General features: G+C 42.4%; 14 protein-coding genes and 1 pseudogene. 2 read left to right on the top strand and 13 right to left on the bottom strand.

Annotated elements, in window-relative coordinates; genetic code table 11:
- Positions 1–94 precede the first annotated feature (94 nt).
- The 11 genes from pepC to rpsL form a co-directional block, all read right to left on the bottom strand.
- Positions 95–1,429 (bottom strand): aminopeptidase C, encoded by a 1,335-nt coding sequence (gene pepC, locus HT703_RS03775; protein WP_054393187.1) that lies wholly within the window; start codon positions 1,427–1,429, stop codon positions 95–97.
- A gap of 111 nt (positions 1,430–1,540) precedes the next feature.
- A complete protein-coding gene (locus tag HT703_RS03770) occupies positions 1,541–2,263 on the bottom strand; it encodes a pseudouridine synthase (protein ID WP_001234889.1) in 723 nt (240 codons plus the stop codon).
- A 172-nt stretch (positions 2,264–2,435) separates the two neighbouring features.
- Positions 2,436–2,666 (bottom strand): GlsB/YeaQ/YmgE family stress response membrane protein, encoded by a 231-nt coding sequence (locus tag HT703_RS03765; RefSeq protein WP_000901564.1) that lies wholly within the window; start codon positions 2,664–2,666, stop codon positions 2,436–2,438.
- Positions 2,667–2,675: 9 nt separating this feature from the next.
- Positions 2,676–3,917 (bottom strand): aminopeptidase, encoded by a 1,242-nt coding sequence (locus HT703_RS03760; RefSeq protein ID WP_054392889.1) that lies wholly within the window; start codon positions 3,915–3,917, stop codon positions 2,676–2,678.
- A 21-nt stretch (positions 3,918–3,938) separates the two neighbouring features.
- Positions 3,939–4,091 carry a hypothetical protein gene (locus tag HT703_RS03755; RefSeq protein ID WP_031222513.1) on the bottom strand — a complete coding sequence of 51 codons (153 nt, stop codon included), beginning with the start codon at positions 4,089–4,091 and terminating at the stop codon, positions 3,939–3,941.
- 13 nt (positions 4,092–4,104) lie between these two features.
- Positions 4,105–4,554, bottom strand: a complete 450-nt coding sequence (locus HT703_RS11640; protein WP_238375688.1) for a hypothetical protein — start codon at positions 4,552–4,554, stop codon at positions 4,105–4,107.
- On the bottom strand, positions 4,520–4,789 hold the full coding sequence (locus HT703_RS11635) for a hypothetical protein (protein WP_240150152.1): 270 nt from the start codon (positions 4,787–4,789) through the stop codon (positions 4,520–4,522). The genes HT703_RS11640 and HT703_RS11635 overlap by 35 nt, the downstream gene beginning before the upstream one ends.
- A 30-nt stretch (positions 4,790–4,819) precedes the next feature.
- On the bottom strand, positions 4,820–9,211 hold the full coding sequence (locus tag HT703_RS03745; RefSeq protein ID WP_054392888.1) for a PolC-type DNA polymerase III: 4,392 nt from the start codon (positions 9,209–9,211) through the stop codon (positions 4,820–4,822).
- 103 nt (positions 9,212–9,314) lie between these two features.
- Positions 9,315–11,396 (bottom strand): elongation factor G, encoded by a 2,082-nt coding sequence (gene fusA / locus HT703_RS03740; protein WP_000090347.1) that lies wholly within the window; start codon positions 11,394–11,396, stop codon positions 9,315–9,317.
- 278 nt (positions 11,397–11,674) lie between these two features.
- A complete protein-coding gene (gene rpsG, locus HT703_RS03735) occupies positions 11,675–12,145 on the bottom strand; it encodes a 30S ribosomal protein S7 (protein WP_000087873.1) in 471 nt (156 codons plus the stop codon).
- Positions 12,146–12,164: 19 nt separating this feature from the next.
- The gene (gene rpsL / locus HT703_RS03730; RefSeq protein WP_001142332.1) at positions 12,165–12,578 is read right to left on the bottom strand and encodes a 30S ribosomal protein S12; all 414 of its coding nucleotides are present in this window, start codon (positions 12,576–12,578) and stop codon (positions 12,165–12,167) included.
- A gap of 282 nt (positions 12,579–12,860) precedes the next feature.
- Here rpsL and HT703_RS03725 point away from each other — a divergent pair.
- Positions 12,861–13,012 (top strand): annotated as a pseudogene (locus HT703_RS03725) (helix-turn-helix domain-containing protein); the annotation flags it as partial.
- A 256-nt stretch (positions 13,013–13,268) separates the two neighbouring features.
- Here HT703_RS03725 and HT703_RS03720 read toward each other — a convergent pair.
- Complete coding sequence (locus HT703_RS03720) at positions 13,269–15,266, bottom strand: thiol-activated cytolysin family protein (RefSeq protein WP_054392887.1); 1,998 nt, start codon at positions 15,264–15,266, stop codon at positions 13,269–13,271.
- A gap of 570 nt (positions 15,267–15,836) precedes the next feature.
- Between HT703_RS03720 and spuA the strand changes: the two genes are divergently transcribed.
- On the top strand, positions 15,837–19,697 hold the full coding sequence (gene spuA, locus HT703_RS03715) for an LPXTG-anchored pullulanase SpuA (protein ID WP_054392886.1): 3,861 nt from the start codon (positions 15,837–15,839) through the stop codon (positions 19,695–19,697).
- A 99-nt stretch (positions 19,698–19,796) separates the two neighbouring features.
- On the opposite strand, the gene HT703_RS03710 is transcribed toward spuA, so the two are convergent.
- A complete protein-coding gene (locus HT703_RS03710; protein ID WP_000229791.1) occupies positions 19,797–20,846 on the bottom strand; it encodes an LLM class flavin-dependent oxidoreductase in 1,050 nt (349 codons plus the stop codon).
- Positions 20,847–20,908: the final 62 nt, after the last annotated feature.

Raw genomic sequence — 20,908 nt, 5'->3', positions numbered from 1 at the left:
AAAATCAAAGAGCAAACTAGGAAGCGAGCCGCAGGCTGTACTTGAGTACGGCAAGGCGAAGCTGACGTGGTTTGAATTTGATTTTCGAAGAGTATTATTCTGCCAAGGCTCCCATTGGATCCCAAGGTGCAAGTACGATTGGTTCTGCTCCATAGGCAGCTTGTTCTTCTGCTGTCAGCAATTCCTTACGAACAACGATTTGGTATGTGTATTCGTCCATCCAAGCGTCTGAGGCAACAAAGTAACCATCTGTACCGACCTTGTCTCCCCATGAGTTTTCAACCTTCCACTTGGTTGATTTACCATTTTCGTCCAAGTCAACACCTGTCAAGACCATGGCGTGGGTCATCAAGCTTTCGCTATAGTCCAAACGTCCAGCCTTGTCTTGAGTAAGTTTAATGTCCATGCTTGATTCAAAGTCATAAACATCTGTCGCAAGGATTCCAGCTTTGCGGTTGCTGAGCTGGCCAACATCAGAACCAAACCAAACAGTCTCACCTGCTTGCATTTGGGCAATCGCCAATTCTTTCAAGCGCTCCATTGGAACGTTGATGTAGCGAACTGCACGGCTACCAACCACATTCCCCAACATCTCAACTGTGTAAGATTTTCCGTAAGGTTTATCAGCAGTTGGAGCATTGATAACAGAAACGTAGTCTTCTAAAGGAAGATTGACATATTTCTTGTAAAACTCTTGTGGTGTGATTCCTTTTTCACTTTTGTAGTTGTTATCTTTATCGCGATAAGCAAAGTCAAACTTGCGTGGTGGAAGTCCCAATGACATAGCAAGAAAGTTAAAGATTTCTTGCAAGAGGTCTTCTTTCTTAGCTTGAACAGTCGCTTGATCTGCACCAGAAACAAGCAAGTCACGCAAGATTTGAGCATCTTGACGAAGCAATTTATTAAGGATCGCATTTAGCTCACGACTGCTACTAGATGAAACAGACTCAGGATAAACTGACTTAGGCACGACACCGTATTTTTCAAAGAGGGAAACGACCATATCCCATTGACCACCATCTTGTTGTGGTATTTGGAGTAAGAAGCTAACCTTACGGCTCGTCAATTCTTGGTCTGCAGTCGCAATGACTTGCTCCAAGAACCAGTTTGATTTCTCATACTTGTCCCAGAAGAAAGTGTGGGCTTGTGACAACTCAAAGTTCTCCAATTTGTATTGCGAGATGAGTTTGTGGCGAAAAGTGTTGAGAGCCGCAAACATCCAGCAACGACCAGACGCTTTCTGGTTAGTGACCTTGTCCTTGGTTAAATCCAATGAGAAAACAGGTGTGTTGTCTACATGGCTTTGGCGACGTTCCAGAGCTGCAAAAATTCCGTTGTGGCTAGCAGCATTTTCAATCGCTTGGTATTTTACATTTGCTTCATAGTTGGCAAATAGTTTATCAGTAAATGATTCTTGAATCGCGTTCATAGATTCCTCCTTTTATTCTACAGTCTATTATAACTCTTTTCACAAAGGAAGCAACTAAAAAACATAAAAGGCAAGGACATTCTTCCCCACCTTTTTCAAATATAAATCAAATTAAGCAATACTAGCAAGGAGAATTTCTAAGTCTTCCTTGGTCAAGCGACGCCATTCCCCTCGTTCCAGGTTCTCATCTAATACTAAAGTTCCCATAGTCAATCGTTGCAAGTCCACCACTTCCTTGCCACAGTAGCCCACCATACGCTTGACCTGATGAAACTTTCCTTCTGCAATAGTCACACGGATTTGGCTCTGATTCTTTTCTGCATCTGTGGAAAGAATCTCCAGTCTAGCGGGTTGACAAGTAAAGTCTTTGAGAGGAATACCCTTGGCAAATATCTCCACATCTTCTTGTGTCATAATTCCCTTGACCTGAGCCAGATAGGTCTTATCCACATGACGCTTGGGTGAAAGAAGAGCATGGGCAAGCTGACCGTCATTGGTCAGGAGCAGGAGTCCATGCGTATCGATATCCAAGCGCCCTACTGGGAAAACTTCCTTGCTCCGAGCAATATCATCCAACAAGTCCAGAACGGTTCTGTGCTTGGGATCCTCAGTCGCTGAGATAACGCCTTGGGGCTTGTTCATCATATAGTAGACAAACTCCTCATACTCCAACACTTGCCCATCAAAGCGAATCTCATCTCTTTCTTCATCAATCTGCAATTTAGCTGATTTTTCTTTTTTACCATTTACAGTCACGCGCCCAGCCTTGAGCAAGTTTTTGACCTCAGTCCGACTTCCCACCGCACAGGCAACTAAAAATTTATCTAATCTCATAGAACTATTATATCATATCAAAAGGAGGCTAGTACAATGACCTACCTCCTTTTCGTTTCATACTCTTCAAAAATCTCTTCAAACCGCGTCAACGTCGCCTTGCNNTTTGAGCAACCTGCGGCTAGTTTCCTAGTTTGCTCTTTGATTTTCATTGAGTATCAGATTTAAGAAATTAACTTCCTCGTCTCCAGAAAATTGCTAAGACAATCATGGAACCTAAAACAGCTGGGATAATAGCTGTTCCTGATAAAACTGGCCCCCAAGTTCCAAAGAGCAAGTGACCTAGAAAGGCTCCGATCCAACCGAGAAACATTTTTCCAAAACATCCCATTCGCTCTCCACGATTGGTCAGAGTACCTGCTAAAAATTCCACTAGGAGACCAACGAACATACTTCCTAACATATTATCTCCTTAATTTGCCCAATTCCCATTACGGAAAAGAGGTACTCGCGTTCCATCCTCACGAATACCATCGATATCCATTTGGTTAGAACCAATCATAAAGTCTACGTGAACATCTGAACGGTTAAGCCCTGCAGCTTCAAGCTCCTCTTCGCTCATCTCCGCTCCACCAACGACGCTAGTCGCATAGGCTGCACCGATAGCCAAGTGATTTGACGCATTTTCATCGAAAAGAGTGTTAAAGAAGGTAATACCTGACTGAGAAATTGGGCTTGGATCTGGTACCAAGGCACATTCACCCAAGGCACGCGCACCCGCATTTTCAAAGACAAGATCCTTCATAACCTGATCACCCTTCTCAGCAGTAATATCTATGATTTCTCCATCCTTAAAGGTCACCTTAATACCTTCAATAATGTTTCCGTTATAACTAAGCGGTTTTGTAGAGGTTACATAACCATCTGCACGACGGAAGTCTGGAGCTGTAAAGACTTCTTCTGTCGGCATATTTGGCAAGAAACCTTCGCCCTGTGCATTGATAGCACCAGCTGATTCCCAAACGTGGTTCTTCGGCAAACCAAGGGTCAAATCAGTCCCTGGCGCTGTGTAGTGAAGGGCTGAAAATTGTTCTTTATTAAGCATATCAGCCTTGCTCTTAAGGATAGCTGCATGATTTTCCCAAGCCTTAACAGGATCTTCTTCATAGACACGGCAAGTTTTAAAGATTTGGTCCCAAAGGAGATCGACTGCTTCTTCATCGCTCGCAGCATTTGGAAAGACTTTCTTAGCCCACTCAAGTCCTGCTGCAGCTGCTACAGTCCAGCTAACCTTGTTAGATTGAGTTGCGATACGCATAGGCTTCATGGCAAGTCCCATAGCTTTAGCAGAAGCTGAAAGCTTGTCAGCATCCACTCCGTTCAAGGCACCTGGATCAGATGAACGAACTCCAAGACGGCTAGCCTTGTTCTCCAAGAGATAGTTCATTTCAGCAATCTTGTATTCTGGCACATTGTCCAAACGCTCCATCGGGGCATGGAGGAATTTCTCACGGTTAATGACATCATCTGTCCACTGAACGATAACCTCATGCGCACCCAAGGCATAAGCTTCTTTGACGATTAAGTGAGCCAATTCACGTTGCTCCACATCAATAGAGAGAGCCAAAGTGTGACCAGGTTGCACGTTAATTCCGTTCGCAACCAACAATTTCGCATATTTTTCTAGATTTTCTTTAAAATTTGGTAAAACCATGTAATTTTCTCTTTTCTATTTTTATTTTTCTTTCACAGCAGAGAATAATCCTGCTAAAGCAATGACACCTGACAAAAGTGCTGTTGATAGAAGAATTGTCTGATCAGCAAGGTCTAATTGATACTCAAAGACTTTTTCAGCTGGTTTATCTTCCGCAAAAATTCTTAGTTTCATGAAATGTCCTTTCTTATTCTTCATGCTCTCCTAGGTAGAGGCGTCGTGCCTCTGGACTATTTGTGAGGATATCTATATAGGTTTCATAGTCATCAGGCAGAGGCTTTCCTAAAGAGATATCTTGTTCTGGATTTATATTTTTTCCATAAAGAAAGCAAAGATAGAGACGTTCGTTGAGTGTTGGAAATACTTCAATAGACATAAGTTCAGCCTGACCTACCCGATCCCAATCCTGTTCTTTGATATCTGATATGATATAGGTTTGGAAGAGTCCCATAAGTGGATTATCTTCTGGTAGTCCACTGTCTTTATCCGCCAGGACCAAAGAACAACGTCTACCAAAACCAACAAGTTGGCGCTCCCTTCCCTTTACCGAAACAGTAATAGGATGCCCTCCAATATGGCTATAAATCCATTCTTTAGGCAGTTCATAATTTAACAGGGGGGGTAACTTCTTTGACAATCGCTACAGGACTATAGCGTAGAAACTGGCGAGTAACAGCCTTACAAAAGAGGATATCCTCCTCTTTCAAGGTCACTCCCTTCCAATTATTTTCCTCGTTAAAATGGTTGAAAAATACCAGATAGGGATCACGCACCATTTGTGCTAATACGTAAACGCCATTTCGCAAACTTATGGAAATAACTTTCCCTGGTTTCCAGGGTGTTGCTCTTTTTTCTTTTCCATCATGATACAACCTCAAACCTACACAAGACATTTCAAACTATTAAAACAACTCATCAAACAAACTCAACTGGTTATCCTCTGGCATATTGCCGAGAATCCCCATCTCATCCATCTTTTCAACCAAGGTTGATGAGAGCCCTCCACGCTTGCGTAGTTCTGTTTTAGAGAGGAATTCTCCCTCTTCACGCGCTCGCACCAACTGCTTAGCAACGTTCTCTCCCAGACCATCCATTGCTACAAATGGCGGAATGAGGGTATCCCCATCGATAAGGAACTCTGTCGCCTGACTACGATAGAGATCGAGTTTGCCAAACTTGAAACCACGTTCCCACATTTCATTGACAATCTCAAGAGTTGTATAGAGGTCAATCTCCACATTAGAGGCCTCATTGTTCTTCCGTTTTTCAGAGATTTCTTCCATTCTGCGTTTGATGGCATCCAAGCCCGCACCCATAGTCTTAATATCAAAGGCTTTAGCACGGATTGAGAAGTAAGCACAGTAATAATAAATGGGATGATGAACCTTGAAGTAAGCTACACGCAAGGCCATCATAACGTAGGCTGCCGCATGGGCTTTAGGGAACATGTACTTAATTTTCCCACAGGATTCGATATACCACTCTGGCACCTTATTGGCCTTCATGGCTTCGATGTAGCCATTTCGCTCCTCTTCGGAAATCTTGAGCCACAAGCCCTTACGTACCCGTTCCATGATGGTAAAGGCCATCTTAGGTTCGAGACCAGCATGCATGAGGTAAACCATGATGTCGTCCCGACAACCAATAACAGTCGATAGGTCTGCTATTCCTTGCTTAATCAAATCTTGGGCATTTCCCAACCAGACATCTGTACCATGGGATAGACCTGAGAGCTGAAGCAACTCCGCAAAAGTCGTCGGATGGGTTTCATCTACCATGCCTCGGACAAAGTTGGTTCCAAACTCTGGAATCCCCAGCATACCCGTAGGCGTTCCGATTTGCTCAGGTGTTACTCCTAGCACATCAGTCCCAGAAAAGAGTGCCATCACGCCTTCGTCATCCATAGGAATTTCATTAGGGTCAATCCCAGACAAATCCTGAAGTTTCCGAATCATGGTCGGATCATCATGTCCTAGAACATCTAGCTTGAGGACATTCTCATCGATATCGTGGAAGTTAAAGTGAGTGGTCTGCCATTCAGCCGTCACATCATCTGCTGGATACTGGACAGGCGTAAAATCATAGACATCCATGTAGTTAGGAATAACAACGATTCCCCCCGGGTGTTGTCCTGTTGTCCGCTTGACACCAGCGGCACCTTGAGCGAGGCGTTCTACCTCTGCGTCACGATAAAACTTGCCATAATCTCGCTCATAGCCCTTTACAAAGCCATAGGCAGTCTTGGCAGCCACCGTACCAACCGTTCCTGCACGGAAGGCATATTCCTCACCAAAGATATCACGCACATCCAAGTGGGCGCTAGGCTGGTCTTCTCCCGAAAAGTTCAAGTCAATATCAGGAACCTTATCCCCATCAAAACCAAGGAAGGTCTCGAAAGGAATATCTTGCCCATTTTTGCTGAGTTTGTGACCACAGTTTGGACAGTCCTTATTGGGCATATCAAAACCTGAACCGTAAGATCCATCGGTGATAAACTCACTATACTGACACTGACCACAGACATAGTGAGGAGAGAGAGGATTAACCTCCGTAATCCCAATCATAGTCGCAACGAAACTGGAACCAACAGATCCACGAGAACCAACCAAATAACCCCGTTCATTAGAACGTTGCACCAGCATCTGCGATGCCAAATAAATCACAGCAAATCCATTCCCCAGTATGGATGTTAATTCTTTTTCAATCCGCAAATCAACAATATCTGGCAGCGGATTCCCATAAATCTCAAAAGCTTTCTTATAGGTCAACTCAGCAACTGTTTCTTCAGCCTTGTCGATGAAAGGCGTATACAAGTCACCCTTAACGACTTCAACGGGTTCAAATATTTCTGCCAAGGCATTGGTGTTTTCAATAACCAGTTTACGAGCCAGTTCCTCTCCCAAAAAGGCAAATTCATCCAACATCTCATTAGTCGTTCGAAAATGAGCCTTTGGAAGTGGCGCTGGTTGGGCATGTTCACCATGACCGATAGTTCGGTTAATCATAGCCCCCTGTCCCAAACTACGGACGATAATTTCACGATAAACCTCTTCTTCCGGTTCGATATAGTGAACATTTCCCGTAGCCAGAACAGGCTTGCCAAGGCGATCTCCAACCTCTATCAAACTCTTGATAATGGTCTGGAGTTCCTCCATATCCTTGACCTGCTCTTTGGCAATCAAGGGCGCATAGATAGCCGGTGGCATGACCTCGATAAAGTCATAATACTTGGCCACCTCAACCGCCGCATCCACACCTTGAGAAACGACCACGTCAAAAACTTCACCCTCTGAACAGGCTGAACCTAAAATCAAGCCCTCTCGATGGGCATCTAGAACCGTTCTCGGAATCCGTGGCACTCCTTCAAAATACTTGGTATTAGACAAGGAAACCAGCTTAAAGATATTTTTTAGACCTACCTGATTCTTGACATAGATGGTCGCATGCTTGATCCGAGCTTTTTTGTAAGAATCTGGACTGATTAGATCAATGTTGAGTCTATCTAAATCGGTCACACCATGTTTTTCTGCTACCTCTTTGATAAAGATGAAAAGCAGACGACCAGTCGCTTCCGCATCGTAGTTGGCCATGTGGTGATGTTCCAAGGCCACACCAAAACGCTTGGTCAAAGGCCCCAAACCATGGCGTTTATACTCAGGATAGAGGTTTCTAGCAAACTCCAGCGTATCAATAACTGGCTGACTAATCTTTGGAAGATCATGACGCTCATAATTAGCATTCATAAAGCCAACGTCAAAGGTAGCATTGTGGGCAACTAGGACCGTATCCTTGCAAAATTCTTGGAATTCTTGCAAAACTTGTTCTAGTGGTTTGGCATTTTTGACATGATCATCTGTAATTCCAGTTAACTCTGTAGTAAAAGCTGACAAGGGATGCCCAGGATTGATAAATTCATCAAATTCAGCAATAACATTCCCCTTGTACATCTTAGAGGCCGCAACCTGAATCAAGTCATTATAGATAGCTGAAAGTCCCGTCGTTTCCACGTCAAAGACCACGTAGGTTGCTTCTGACAAGTCCATCTCCACTTCGTTATAGACGATAGGGACACGGTCCTCCACGATATTGGCTTCCATTCCATAGATCAGCTGGATTCCCGCTTTCTTAGCCGCCTTATAGCCATGTGGAAAGGACTGGACATTCCCATGGTCCGTGATAGCAACCGCCTTGTGTCCCCACTTAGCAGCTGTTGCAACAATCTCTTCGACCTCTGGCAAAGCATCCATAGTCGACATGTTAGTATGAGCATGAAACTCAACCCGACGCTCACCTTCTGGCATCAAATCCTTCCGCTCATAGTGAACAACTTCCTGCAGATCCTGTACGTTCATAGTCAAATCGCGTGTGAAGTTATTCATCTCCACATTCCCTCGAACTCGGAGCCAAGAATTCTTCTTGATGAGGTCAAACTTCTGGGCCTCTTCCTCGTTTTTAACCCACTTTTGCATAGAAAAACTTGAAGTATAGTCCGTCATTTTAAAGTTGATTAAAACACGACCTGTTCTAGTCACTTTTTGCTCCACATTAAAAACAACCCCTTCAAATACCAGACGATTTTCCTCTGTCGTCACTTCGATCATAGGAGTAATCTCCGCCTTATCCAGCTTGGGTTTAGCTGCAGCTTTTTTCGCTTGAAAATCAAAGACTGGTTTCTCTTCCGCTGGAGGAGGTGCCATCTGCTCCAGTTGTTCCATAGCACGGAGCGCTTCCTCATTGGCAGCTTGAACAATCTGCTCATTTTCAGCATGAAAGGCCTCTTCCTGCTCTTGGGTCAGGACATCATTCTTCTCGACTTGACAGTTAAAAGTTGGAAAACCAAACTTTTCAAGTTGTTTGGCTAAATTAGGAAGATGATTCTTCTTAAAATGTTCCTTATCAATCGCTTCAGATCCTTCAATAAATAGCTGATTACCCTCAGCACGAACTTGCAAATTTTGATAAAGGGACTTAAAACCTTGACTAGCACATGGACCTTCAGAGAAAGCCTCCCTATAGTAGGACTGCAAGAGCTGATTTGAAAATTCTTGAGACCGAGCCTTAATTTCAAAAACAGCTTTATTGCCTGTCTTAGAAAATTCTTCGCTCAAACCTTTCTTTAATTCTAAAAAGATTTCAATCGGTAAAATATTAGAAAATACGAAATGAAACTCCCATACCTTACTAATTTTATGAACCACAACTCGCTCAATATTAGCCTGTGCTAAAGCAGGAGCCTGTCTCATTTCAGCAGGCATCCCCAATTGATTCATCAAAATTTCAAAACTATTTGACATTCATTTTCCTCACATTATTCTTCTACTATTTTACCATATTTAGAGGTATTTTCTAAAGACAAAAGGAAGCCACTAAGTGACTTCCTTCTAGAGTGAGGACGGATTAGTCTTCACCTTTATTTTTCTTAATAATTTCTTCTTGTACTGACTTAGGTACATCTTCGTAGTGGTCAAATACCATCATGAATGTACCACGTCCTTGAGATGCAGAACGAAGAACTGTTGCGTAACCGAACATTTCAGCAAGTGGAACGTAAGCACGAACGATTTGGCTGTTACCGTGTGCTTCCATACCATCTACACGTCCACGACGAGCAGTTACGTGACCCATAACATCACCAAGGTTTTCTTCTGGAACAGTGATTGTTACAAGCATCATTGGTTCAAGGATAGCTGGTTGTGCTGATTTAGCAGCTTCTTTAAGGGAAAGTGAAGCCGCAATCTTGAAGGCAGTTTCAGATGAGTCGACATCGTGATATGAACCATCATAAAGCTTAGCTTTAACGTCAACCATTGGGTAACCTGCAAGAACACCGTTAGCCATAGATTCTACCAAACCTTTTTCAACCGCTGGGATAAATTCACGAGGAACCACACCACCGACGATTGCGTTTTCGAATTCGAATCCTTTACCTTCTTCGTTTGGAGTAAATTCAATCCACACATCACCGAATTGACCTTTACCACCAGACTGACGTTTGAAGAATCCACGTGCTTGAGTAGAAGCGCGGAATGTTTCACGGTAAGATACTTGAGGAGCACCTACGTTCGCTTCAACTTTGAACTCACGACGCATACGATCAACAAGGACGTCAAGGTGAAGTTCACCCATACCTGAGATAACTGTTTCACCAGTTTCAACGTTTGTTTCAACGCGGAATGTTGGATCTTCTTCAGCCAATTTTTGAAGGGCGATACCCATCTTGTCTTGGTCAGCTTTAGATTTTGGCTCAACCATCAATTGGATAACTGGTTCTGGAACGTTGATTGACTCAAGGATGATTTTAGATTTTTCATCTGTCAATGAGTCACCAGTTGTAGTATCTTTCAAACCAACGGCAGCAGCGATATCACCTGAGTAAACAGTGTCGATTTCTTGACGGCTGTTAGCGTGCATTTGAAGGATACGTCCGATACGTTCACGTTTACCTTTAGAAGTATTCAATACGTATGAACCTGATTGAAGAACACCTGAGTAAACACGGAAGAATGTCAAACGACCTACGAATGGGTCAGTCATGATCTTGAAGGCAAGAGCTGCAAATGGCTCTTCGTCAGATGCTGGACGAGTTTCTTCAGCGTCTGTATCTGGGTTAATACCTTTGATTGCTGGGATGTCAAGTGGGCTTGGAAGGTAGTCGATAACCGCATCAAGCATCAATTGAACACCTTTGTTTTTGAAGGCTGAACCACACAATACTGGGAAGAATTCAACGTTGATAGTCGCTTTACGGATACCAGCTTTCAATTCTTCGTTAGTGATTTCTTCACCTTCGAGGTATTTCATCATCAATTCTTCGTCAGTTTCAGCAACTGCTTCAATCAATTTTTCACGGTATTCTTGAGCTTGGTCAAGGTATTCAGCTGGGATGTCTTCTTCAAGGATATCCGTACCAAGGTCGTTCGTATAGATTTCAGCTTTCATCTTGATCAAGTCAATGATACCACGGAAGTCATCTTCAGAACCGATTGGCAATTGGATTGGGTGGGCATTTGCTTGAAGACGATCGTGAAGTGTGCTTACAGAGTAAAGGAAGTCAGCACCGATTTTGTCCATTTTGTTGGCAAATACGATACGTGGAACTCCATACTCAGTTGCTTGACGCCAAACTGTTTCAGTTTGAGGCTCAACACCTGATTGTGAGTCAAGAACGGTAACTGCACCATCCAATACACGAAGAGAACGTTGTACTTCGATTGTGAAGTCCACGTGTCCTGGTGTGTCGATGATGTTTACACGGTGGTTGTTCCATTGAGCTGTTGTTGCAGCAGATGTGATAGTGATACCACGTTCTTGCTCTTGCTCCATCCAGTCCATTTGTGACGCACCTTCGTGAGTTTCACCGATTTTGTGGATTTTACCAGTGTAGTAAAGAATACGCTCAGTAGTTGTTGTTTTACCGGCATCGACGTGAGCCATGATACCGATATTACGAGTTTTTTCAAGTGAAAATTCGCGTGCCATGAGGTTTGTTTCTCCTATTTATTTTTGATTTCTATTCTATTATAACACGATTTTAATAAAAACGGATAGGCAGGACCTACCCGTTCTCAATGTTTTCATGCTATTGTTGGTTTCAACTTACGAGCTGGTAAGTTGAGTTATAGCTAATACTAATCGATTTAGCTAATTTGAACCCGGGCTAAAAGCTCGGAAAATAGATAAGCTCTCCTAGAATCTTCGATTCTTCGTCAAGCTTCCTAATTTTCAGTCGCTTTTTTAACGCCCTTAGTATCTTAATCTTACCAACGGAAGTGTGCGAATGCACGGTTAGCTTCAGCCATACGGTGAGTGTCTTCACGTTTCTTAACAGCTGCACCAGTGTTGTTAGCAGCATCCAAGATTTCTTTTGCAAGACGGTCTTGCATTGTGTGTTCACCACGAAGACGAGCGATTGTTACCAACCAACGAAGTCCAAGTGTTGTACGACGTTCTGGACGAACTTCAACTGGGACTTGGTAGTTAGAACCACCAACACGGCGTGCACGTACTTCAAGTACAGGCATGATGTTTTCCATAGCTGTCTCAAATACTTCAAGTGCATCGTTGCCAGTAGCTTCTTTGATTTGCTCAAAAGCACCGTAAACGATTGAAGCAGCTGTACCACGTTTACCGTCAAGCATAACGCGGTTGATAAGACGAGTAACTAGTTGTGAATTGTAAAGCGGATCTGGCAATACGTCACGTTTTGGAGCTCTATTTTTACGACTCATTTCTCTTTATCCCCTTTCCTTATGCTTTTGGACGTTTAGTACCGTATTTAGAACGGCCTTGTTTACGATCGTTAACACCTGCAGTATCAAGTGCACCACGGACGATATGGTAACGTACCCCTGGAAGGTCTTTTACACGTCCACCACGAAGAAGAACCACGCTGTGCTCTTGCAAGTTGTGTCCGATACCTGGGATGTAGGCAGTAACTTCGATAAGGTTGCTCAAACGTACACGAGCGAATTTACGAAGGGCTGAGTTAGGTTTTTTAGGTGTCATTGTTCCAACACGAGTTGCAACACCACGTTTTTGTGGTGAAGAAACGTTTGTTTGAACTTTTTTATGACTGTTGTAACCAACGTTCAAAGCTGGTGATTTAGATTTTTCTACTTTTGATTTACGCGGTTTGCGAACCAATTGGTTAATTGTAGGCATCTACATTCTCCTGTGTTTTTTTTATTTTTGGTGATGATACACTTGGTGACAGCTATCATCTGTGTGTACTTTTGCAACATTTGTCAGCACGTCCCTGTACACTTTTGAGAGACCAAAAGTAAAAAGTACCGTCTATTATTGTAACAAAATTTTCCCTTGCTTGTCAAGATATTTTTCTTTTTTTGTTAATTTTAGCTCTTGCTAACTTCTCAAAGTAACTTCCACCTCTCTCCCAAAACTGGAAGTTAGTCTCAGACGATGAATTATGCTAGAATTAAGTCTGAGACTTTCCGTTCCATCGTTGAGAATATGGGAAAAGGCCCGTCAACGATTTCGAAGGAAATCAAGCGCAATCGCATCATGCATCCAACATCCGTCAAATCTGATTACACGGATTGCCCACTTCTCAAAAAGCTCCTTATGTCTGTAACAACGCGTTTTTCTCATACTAAAAACTAGGTTGTGGAAAACTGGAAGTTAGTTTTATATTGAATTGAAATAAGACATGAACAAATCTATTGAGAAAGTCAACTTAATTTCTAGAAATGTTTTAATAGCAACAACGTACTATTCTAGTTTCAATCTGCTATAGAAGTTACCCTTTCATTCTCTCAAAAGTCAATCATAAAAGAGGAGAAATCGAAGTTCCTCCTCTTCACTGTTTACTATCGAATCAAGTAAATCAAATTGTTACTCATTCACAATTTTTTCATCAACTTTAGGGTTTAGAGTTGTTCCCCAATGTGTAATTGTACGCTGTTGTACTAGTGGTAAGTCTGTGCGGTTGTAAACTGTACGCCATGGTTCCCATACAAGACCTGTCTTTTCTTGAACCTTGATACGAAGATTACGGACATTTCCTCTAAATTGAATCTCTGTTTGGAAGCCTGAAGTTCTGTTTTTTCCGTTATCTTCCCATTGACGTGAACGGATTTCTGGATTTCCTTGTTCATCATATGTAATTTCATCCCAATAAATGTAGTAACGCGCAACATAAGCACCCTTATGATGAAGTTTCAAGAAACCATTTTTGTAAGAAGTAACCTTCGTTTCGATATAGTCTGTACTATTTTGTAAAGTTGCTTGGGCATTATCTTTTAGGAAGGCAGTCTTATATGAGATTGGCACAGCTGGACTTTGAGCGCTAAAGTTAGCTCCTTCTCTGATGAGTTCCTTCAAGTTTTCGACTGTTCCTGTGACAACTTTGGCAGCACCGCTAGCATTACCTCCTACAATTACTGCTGTTACAGAAGTGTTCTTCAATAGACGGCTCCATTCAGAATTTGGAGCAATTGTTGCGCCTTTGATAACCGCATTGATAGCTGCTTTTAATTCAGTAGACTTACTTGTTGACTCAAACTTAACATAGATTTGACGTCCGTAAGAAACGTTTGATACATATACAGGTGGAGTTTGTGAATCAACGCCTCTCTGTTTTAAATCTTCAGGTGTCACACTCTTGTCAAATACAGCCGCTGGATTGGTCGGTGCATCAAATGTCGCTGTATAGTAGATTTGTTTAAAGTTTACAACTTCAATTTGCTTTTCACCCTTTTGTACAGCCTCAAAGTCAATCTTAAGCGGTGCACCTGCTTTTTCAAAGTCTGCACCAAATTTTGCTTTCAATTGATTCATGCTATAGGCTGTAGTTGATTCATACTGAACACGTGCAGGAACGGAATGGCTAGATGAGTAATTCTTTGTCCATCTTTCAACCAAGGTATTCATCGCAGACTGCATACCACTAGTTGTAGGATCTGCTTCAATTCGGCTGTCAGACTGAATCATACCAGGTAAATCGACGCTGACTGTCCCCTTTGCACGGGCAAGACTAATCAATTCTGGCTGATTTTCTAGCAGATTTTGGTTTGCCTTATACAAGCCACCTAGGAAGACATTTTGATTTCCATTGATGGAAACATCTGCTGTGCCTGTAGAGAGGGTTTTCTTGATTTTTTCTACAACGACAAACTCTCCATTTTGTTCCTTAGCACTTGTGTTGTAGCGATTTTCTAAGGTTTCTCCTTTGCGAGTTAAAATATCCAAAGGATTATAAGTTAAGCCAAAAAGGTAGTCTTTCAATGCTGATTTTTGATCTACTACTGGTGCAGTTCTATCCTGTCCAACTTGAGTTGTTGCTGAACGGAATACTTCCACTTCTGCCAAGCTCAATGGGGTATTTTTAGTTTTCAACTCCACTTTTACATAACGAGCGCCTTTGGCGGTGAAGAAAACTTCAAGTTCTGCCTTCCCATTCAAACTATCAAAGTGTTGACGAGCAACTTCTTGTTTTGCTTCATTTAACAAAACAACATCAAAATTAGAAAGACGATTAGCTACATTCCCATCTCCACGATTGTAAAGTTTAACTTTTCCAACATTCTCTGTTTTTCCAAGATCGACTTGCCACCAAGCATTGTCTTCAAAGTTTGTATGCGTTACAGAATGGTGCCCATAGTCACTATCAACATTACCATCCACTGCTCGTGTAGCAGCTCCTCCATAAGCAGTAGAACTTTGACTAGCTTGTTTTCCACGAGAGATGTTTTCTGTCTCAACTGGACGATTCCCTTGCTCTGTAGCCAAAGCTACTCCCTGAGCGTTCAATAAAAATGCCGCAACAACAGCACTACACACACCGAGTCCACACTTTTTGACAAAGCGATGCAAACGTTTTTCTTGATTCATTCCTTATTCCTCCGTTTTTAAATGAATATGTTTTCCTATTTGTTTATAGTCTATCAAATTTCAAGTAAAAGTCAAGCACAAACCAGCAAAAAAGTCAAGAAAATAAGAAGAAAACGTTTGCTGAATTTTTCTGATATTTTCTTTCGATTTCCAGTAAATACTATAGTTTGGAAACTAGATAACACTTGAAAAACACTAACTTTTTTCTTTTCCTATTTATAGTTTCACTAGATGAGCTTTTTAAAAGAAATATTAGAGAGCAATTTCTGAATAAAAATAGCTGGGAACACATCATCTTCCTAATAATACGGCTTTGCTTATGTGACATTTTTATACTAATTCAAACCACGTCAACGTCGCCTTGCCGTACTCAAGTACAGCCTGCGGCTAGTTTCCTAGTTTGCTCTTTGATTTTCATTGAGTATTATTTCCATTATTTATACTGATATATAAAATAATACGGAAAACTTCTCAAAAGTAAGAATTTCTTTGACAAACCAAAGAAAACGCTTGCATATTGTTTTACTACATGCTATACTGGTATAGAAATTTATTGATTGGAGAATCATCATGAGAAAAACACCAGCTCAAACTGAGAAAAAAATGGTCTACAGCATCCGTTCCCTCAAAAATGGAACTGGTTCTGTCCTTATCGGCGCAAGCCTTGTCTTGCTTGCCATGGCTACACCAACTATCTCAGCAGACGAAAGTACACCGACCACTAACGCAAATAATAGTGAAACTACTACTGCCCTTGCCCAGCCTCTTACTGATACAGCAACTAGCACTGGTAAGAAAGAAAGCGATTTTTCTTCACCTAATAATGCAAGCGCTTCCCTAGAGAAAGAAGAAAAACCTGCAACAGAGGCGACCACTCCTGTTGCAAGCCCAGCCGATCCAGCACCACAAACTGGACAAGATCGTTCAAGTGAGACAACTACTTCCACTAGTCCAGTAACGACTGAAACTAAGGCAGAAGAGCCCATCGAAGATAACTACTTCCGTATCCATGTCAAAAAACTTCCTGAAAAAAACAAGGATGCTCAAGGACTATGGACTTGGGACGATGTTGAAAAACCATCTGAAAATTGGCCAAACGGAGCCTTGTCCTTCAAGGATGCCAAAAAAGATGACTACGGCTATTACCTAGATGTCAAATTAAAGGGAGAAGAAGCCAAGAAAATTAGCTTCCTCATCAACAATACAGCTGGAAAAAATCTAACCGGCGATAAATCTATAGAAAAACTAGTTCCAAAAATGAACGAGGCTTGGTTAGACCAAGATTACAAGGTTTTCTCTTACGAGCCACAGCCTGCAGGAACTGTTCGCGTCAACTACTACCGCACAGATGGCAACTATGACAAGAAATCTCTCTGGTACTGGGGAGATGTGAAAAATCCAAGTAGCGCTCAATGGCCTGACGGAACAGACTTTACGGCTACAGGCAAATATGGCCGCTATATCGACATTCCTCTTAATGAAGCCGCAAGAGAATTTGGATTTTTATTACTAGATGAGAGCAAAGAAGGAGACGACGTGAAAATCCGTAAAGAAGATTATAAGTTTACAGATTTGAAAAATCATAGCCAAATTTTCCTAAAAGACGATGACGAATCAATTTACACAAATCCATACTATGTCCATGATATCCGTATGACAGGTGCCCAACACGTAGGAACTTCTAGCATTGAAAGTAGTTTTTCAACACTTGTCGGTGCTAAAAAAGAGGATATCCTCAAACACTCCAACATCACTAATCACCTAGGAAATAAAGTAGCTATCACCGATGTTGCAATAGATGAAGCTGGTAAAAAAGTGACCTACAGCGGAGATTTCTCTGACACAAAACACCCATATACTGTTAGCTACAATTCCGGCCAATTCACTACCAAAACAAGCTGGCGCCTGAAAGATGAGGCTTACAGCTATGATGGTAAACTTGGAGCTGATCTTAAAGAAGAAGGAAAACAAGTTGATTTGACCCTCTGGTCACCAAGTGCTGATAAGGTTTCTGTCGTTGTCTACGACAAGAATGACCCTGACAAAGTAGTTGGAACTGTCGCTCTTGAAAAAGGGGAAAGAGGAACTTGGAAACAAACTCTAGACAGCACAAACAAACTCGGAATCACCGATTTCACTGGATACTACTATCAATACCAAATCGAGCGTCAAGGTAAAACTGTTCTTGCACTCGATCCTTACGCTAAATCTCTTGCTGCTTGGAATAGCGACGATGCCAAGATTGACGATGCCCATAAAGTGGCTAAAGCCGCCTTTGTAGATCCAGCTAAACTCGGACCTCAAGACTTAACTTATGGTAAGATTCACAATTTCAAGACTCGTGAAGACGCCGTTATCTACGAAGCTCATGTGCGTGATTTCACTTCAGATCCTGCCATTGCAAAAGACTTGACCAAACCATTTGGTACCTTTGAAGCCTTTATTGAAAAACTAGACTACCTCAAAGACTTAGGTGTGACCCACATCCAGCTCCTTCCAGTCTTGTCTTACTACTTTGTCAATGAATTGAAAAACCATGAACGCTTGTCTGACTATGCTTCAAGCAACAGCAACTACAACTGGGGATATGACCCTCAAAACTACTTCTCATTGACTGGTATGTACTCAAGCGATCCTAAGAATCCAGAAAAACGAATCGCAGAATTTAAAAACCTCATCAACGAAATCCACAAACGTGGCATGGGAGCTATCCTAGACGTAGTTTATAACCATACAGCCAAAGTCGATCTCTTTGAAGATTTAGAACCAAACTACTACCACTTTATGGATGCTGATGGGACACCTCGAACTAGCTTTGGTGGTGGACGCTTGGGGACAACCCACCATATGAGCAAACGGATCCTAGTTGACTCTATCAAATATCTAGTTGATACCTACAAAGTGGATGGCTTCCGTTTCGATATGATGGGAGACCATGACGCCGCTTCTATCGAAGAAGCTTACAAGGCTGCACGCGCCCTCAATCCAAACCTAATCATGCTTGGTGAAGGTTGGAGAACCTATGCTGGTGATGAAAATATGCCTACTAAAGCTGCTGACCAAGATTGGATGAAACATACCGATACTGTCGCTGTCTTCTCAGATGACATCCGTAACAACCTCAAGTCTGGTTATCCAAACGAAGGTCAACCTGCCTTTATCACAGGTGGCAAGCGTGATATCAACACTATCTTCAAAAATCTCATTGCTCAACCAACCAACTTTGAAGCAGACAGTCCTGGAGATGTCATCCAATACATCGCAGCCCATGATAACTTGACCCTCTTTGACATCATTGCCCAGTCTATCAAAAAAGACCCAAGCAAGGCTGAGAACTATGCTGAAATCCACCGTCGTTTGCGACTTGGAAACCTCATGGTCTTGACAGCTCAAGGAACTCCGTTTATCCACTCTGGTCAGGAATACGGGCGTACCAAACAATTCCGTGACCCGGCCTACAAGACTCCAGTAGCAGAGGATAAACAACCAAACAAATCTCACTTGTTGCGTGATAAGGATGGCAATCCATTTGACTATCCTTACTTCATCCATGATTCTTACGATTCTAGCGATGCAGTCAACAAGTTTGACTGGACTAAGGCTACAGATGGTAAAGCTTATCCTGAAAATGTCAAGAGCCGTGACTATATGAAAGGTTTGATTGCCCTTCGTCAATCTACAGATGCCTTCCGACTTAAGAGTCTTCAAGATATCAAAGACCGTGTCCACCTCATCACTGTCCCAGGCCAAAATGGTGTGGAAAAAGAGGATGTAGTGATTGGCTACCAAATCACTGCTCCAAACGGCGATATCTACGCAGTCTTTGTCAATGCGGATGAAAAAGCTCACGAATTTAATTTGGGAACTGCCTTTGCACATCTAAGAAATGCGGAAGTTTTGGCAGATGAAAACCAAGCAGGATCAGTCGGAATTGCCAACCCGAAAGGACTTGAATGGACTGAAAAAGGCTTGAAATTGAATGCCCTTACAGCTACTGTTCTTCGAGTCTCTCAAAATGGAACTAGCCATGAGTCAACTGCAGAAGAGAAACCAGACTCAACCCCTTCCAAGCCTGAACATAAAAATGAAGCTTCTCACCCTGCACATCAAGACCCAGCTCCAGAAGCTAGACCTGATTCTACTAAACCAGATGCCAAAGTAGCTGATGCGGAAAATAAACCTAGCCAAGCTACAGCTGATTCACAAGCTGAACAACCAGCACAAGAAGCACAAGCATCATCTGTAAAAGAAGCGGTTCGAAAAGAATCGGTAGAAAACTCTAGCAAGGAAAATATACCTGCAACCCCAGATAGACAAGCTGAACTTCCAAATACAGGAATCAAAAACGAAAACAAACTCCTATTTGCAGGAATCAGCCTCCTTGCGCTCCTTGGTCTCGGTTTCTTACTAAAAAATAAAAAAGAGAACTAAACTAGCCCTCCTATAGAAAAATCCCCCAAGCATTATAGCTCGGGGGATTAATTTTCGTACAATATTTGTTGTCCTAATAAACTTGATTAGGATTTTTTATTAAGCCTCTTTCATAGCAAAATAAGCTCGTACTTTGGGTGCTACTTGTGTTCCGAATAGTTCAATAGCTCTCAGAACCTGATCATGAGGCATAGAACCAAGAGGTAGGTGCAACATGAAGCGGTCCAAATCTAAATCCTCTATCATGCGAATCAATTTTTCGGCCACCTGATCTGGATTGCCCACAAACATGGCGCCATTTGATCCTACCTGCTCCAAATATTGCTTATAACGCAATTCTTGCCAGTGTGGACGGTCTTTGGAAATAGCATCCACTACTTGCTTGGTCGGATGGAAATAATCTTTCACAGCCTGCTCGCCATCTTCAGCAATCCAACCCCAAGAATGGACCCCAACCTTTAGTTCATGACTGGCATGGTCTGCTTCGCTCCCAATCTCACGATAAGCCTGAATCAACTTTTTAAAATAACGAGGGTTACCACCAATAATGGCATAGACAATCGGTAGGCCTGCCTGAGCAATCTTTACTGTTGATTCGACATGACCACCTGTCGCTATCCACAAGGGTAATTTGTCCTGAACTGGACGAGGATAAACTTCTTTACCAGCAATCGTTTGGGTCAATCGACCTTTCCAGTCTAGCTTTGTCTTTTCATTGACTAACTGGAGCAAGTCTAATTTCTCATCAAAAAGGGCTTCGTAGTCTTTCAAATCATAGCCAAACAGAGGAAATGATTCCGTGAAAGAACCCCTTCCAGCCATAATCTCCGCACGTCCATTTGACAAAGCATCGATAGTGGCATATTGTTGGAATAAGCGAATCGGATCCATGCTCGAGAGAATGCTGACTGCACTGGTCAAACGGATTTTCTTGGTATTGACTGCCCCAGCTGCCAGGACAATCTCTGGGGCTGATACTGCAAAATCCTCTCGATGGTGCTCACCAATCCCATACACATCCAAACCAACCTTGTCAGCCAGTTCAACCTCTGCTAGCAACTGGCGAATGCGTTCGTCATGACTGTAAGTTTGCCCAATCCCTTCAAGCTCCGTTGTTTCCCCAAATGTTGAAATTCCCAATTCTACCATTGTGACTCTCCCTATCTACTCTGTCCTTCAATTTGAAAAATTATTCTAATACTCAATGAAAA

The organism is Streptococcus sp. 3874 (assembly GCF_013276425.1).
Lineage (GTDB): Bacteria > Bacillota > Bacilli > Lactobacillales > Streptococcaceae > Streptococcus > Streptococcus pseudopneumoniae.
The sequence above is the reverse complement of the archived record's forward strand: the minus strand, read 5'-3'. Positions and strand labels throughout refer to the sequence as shown.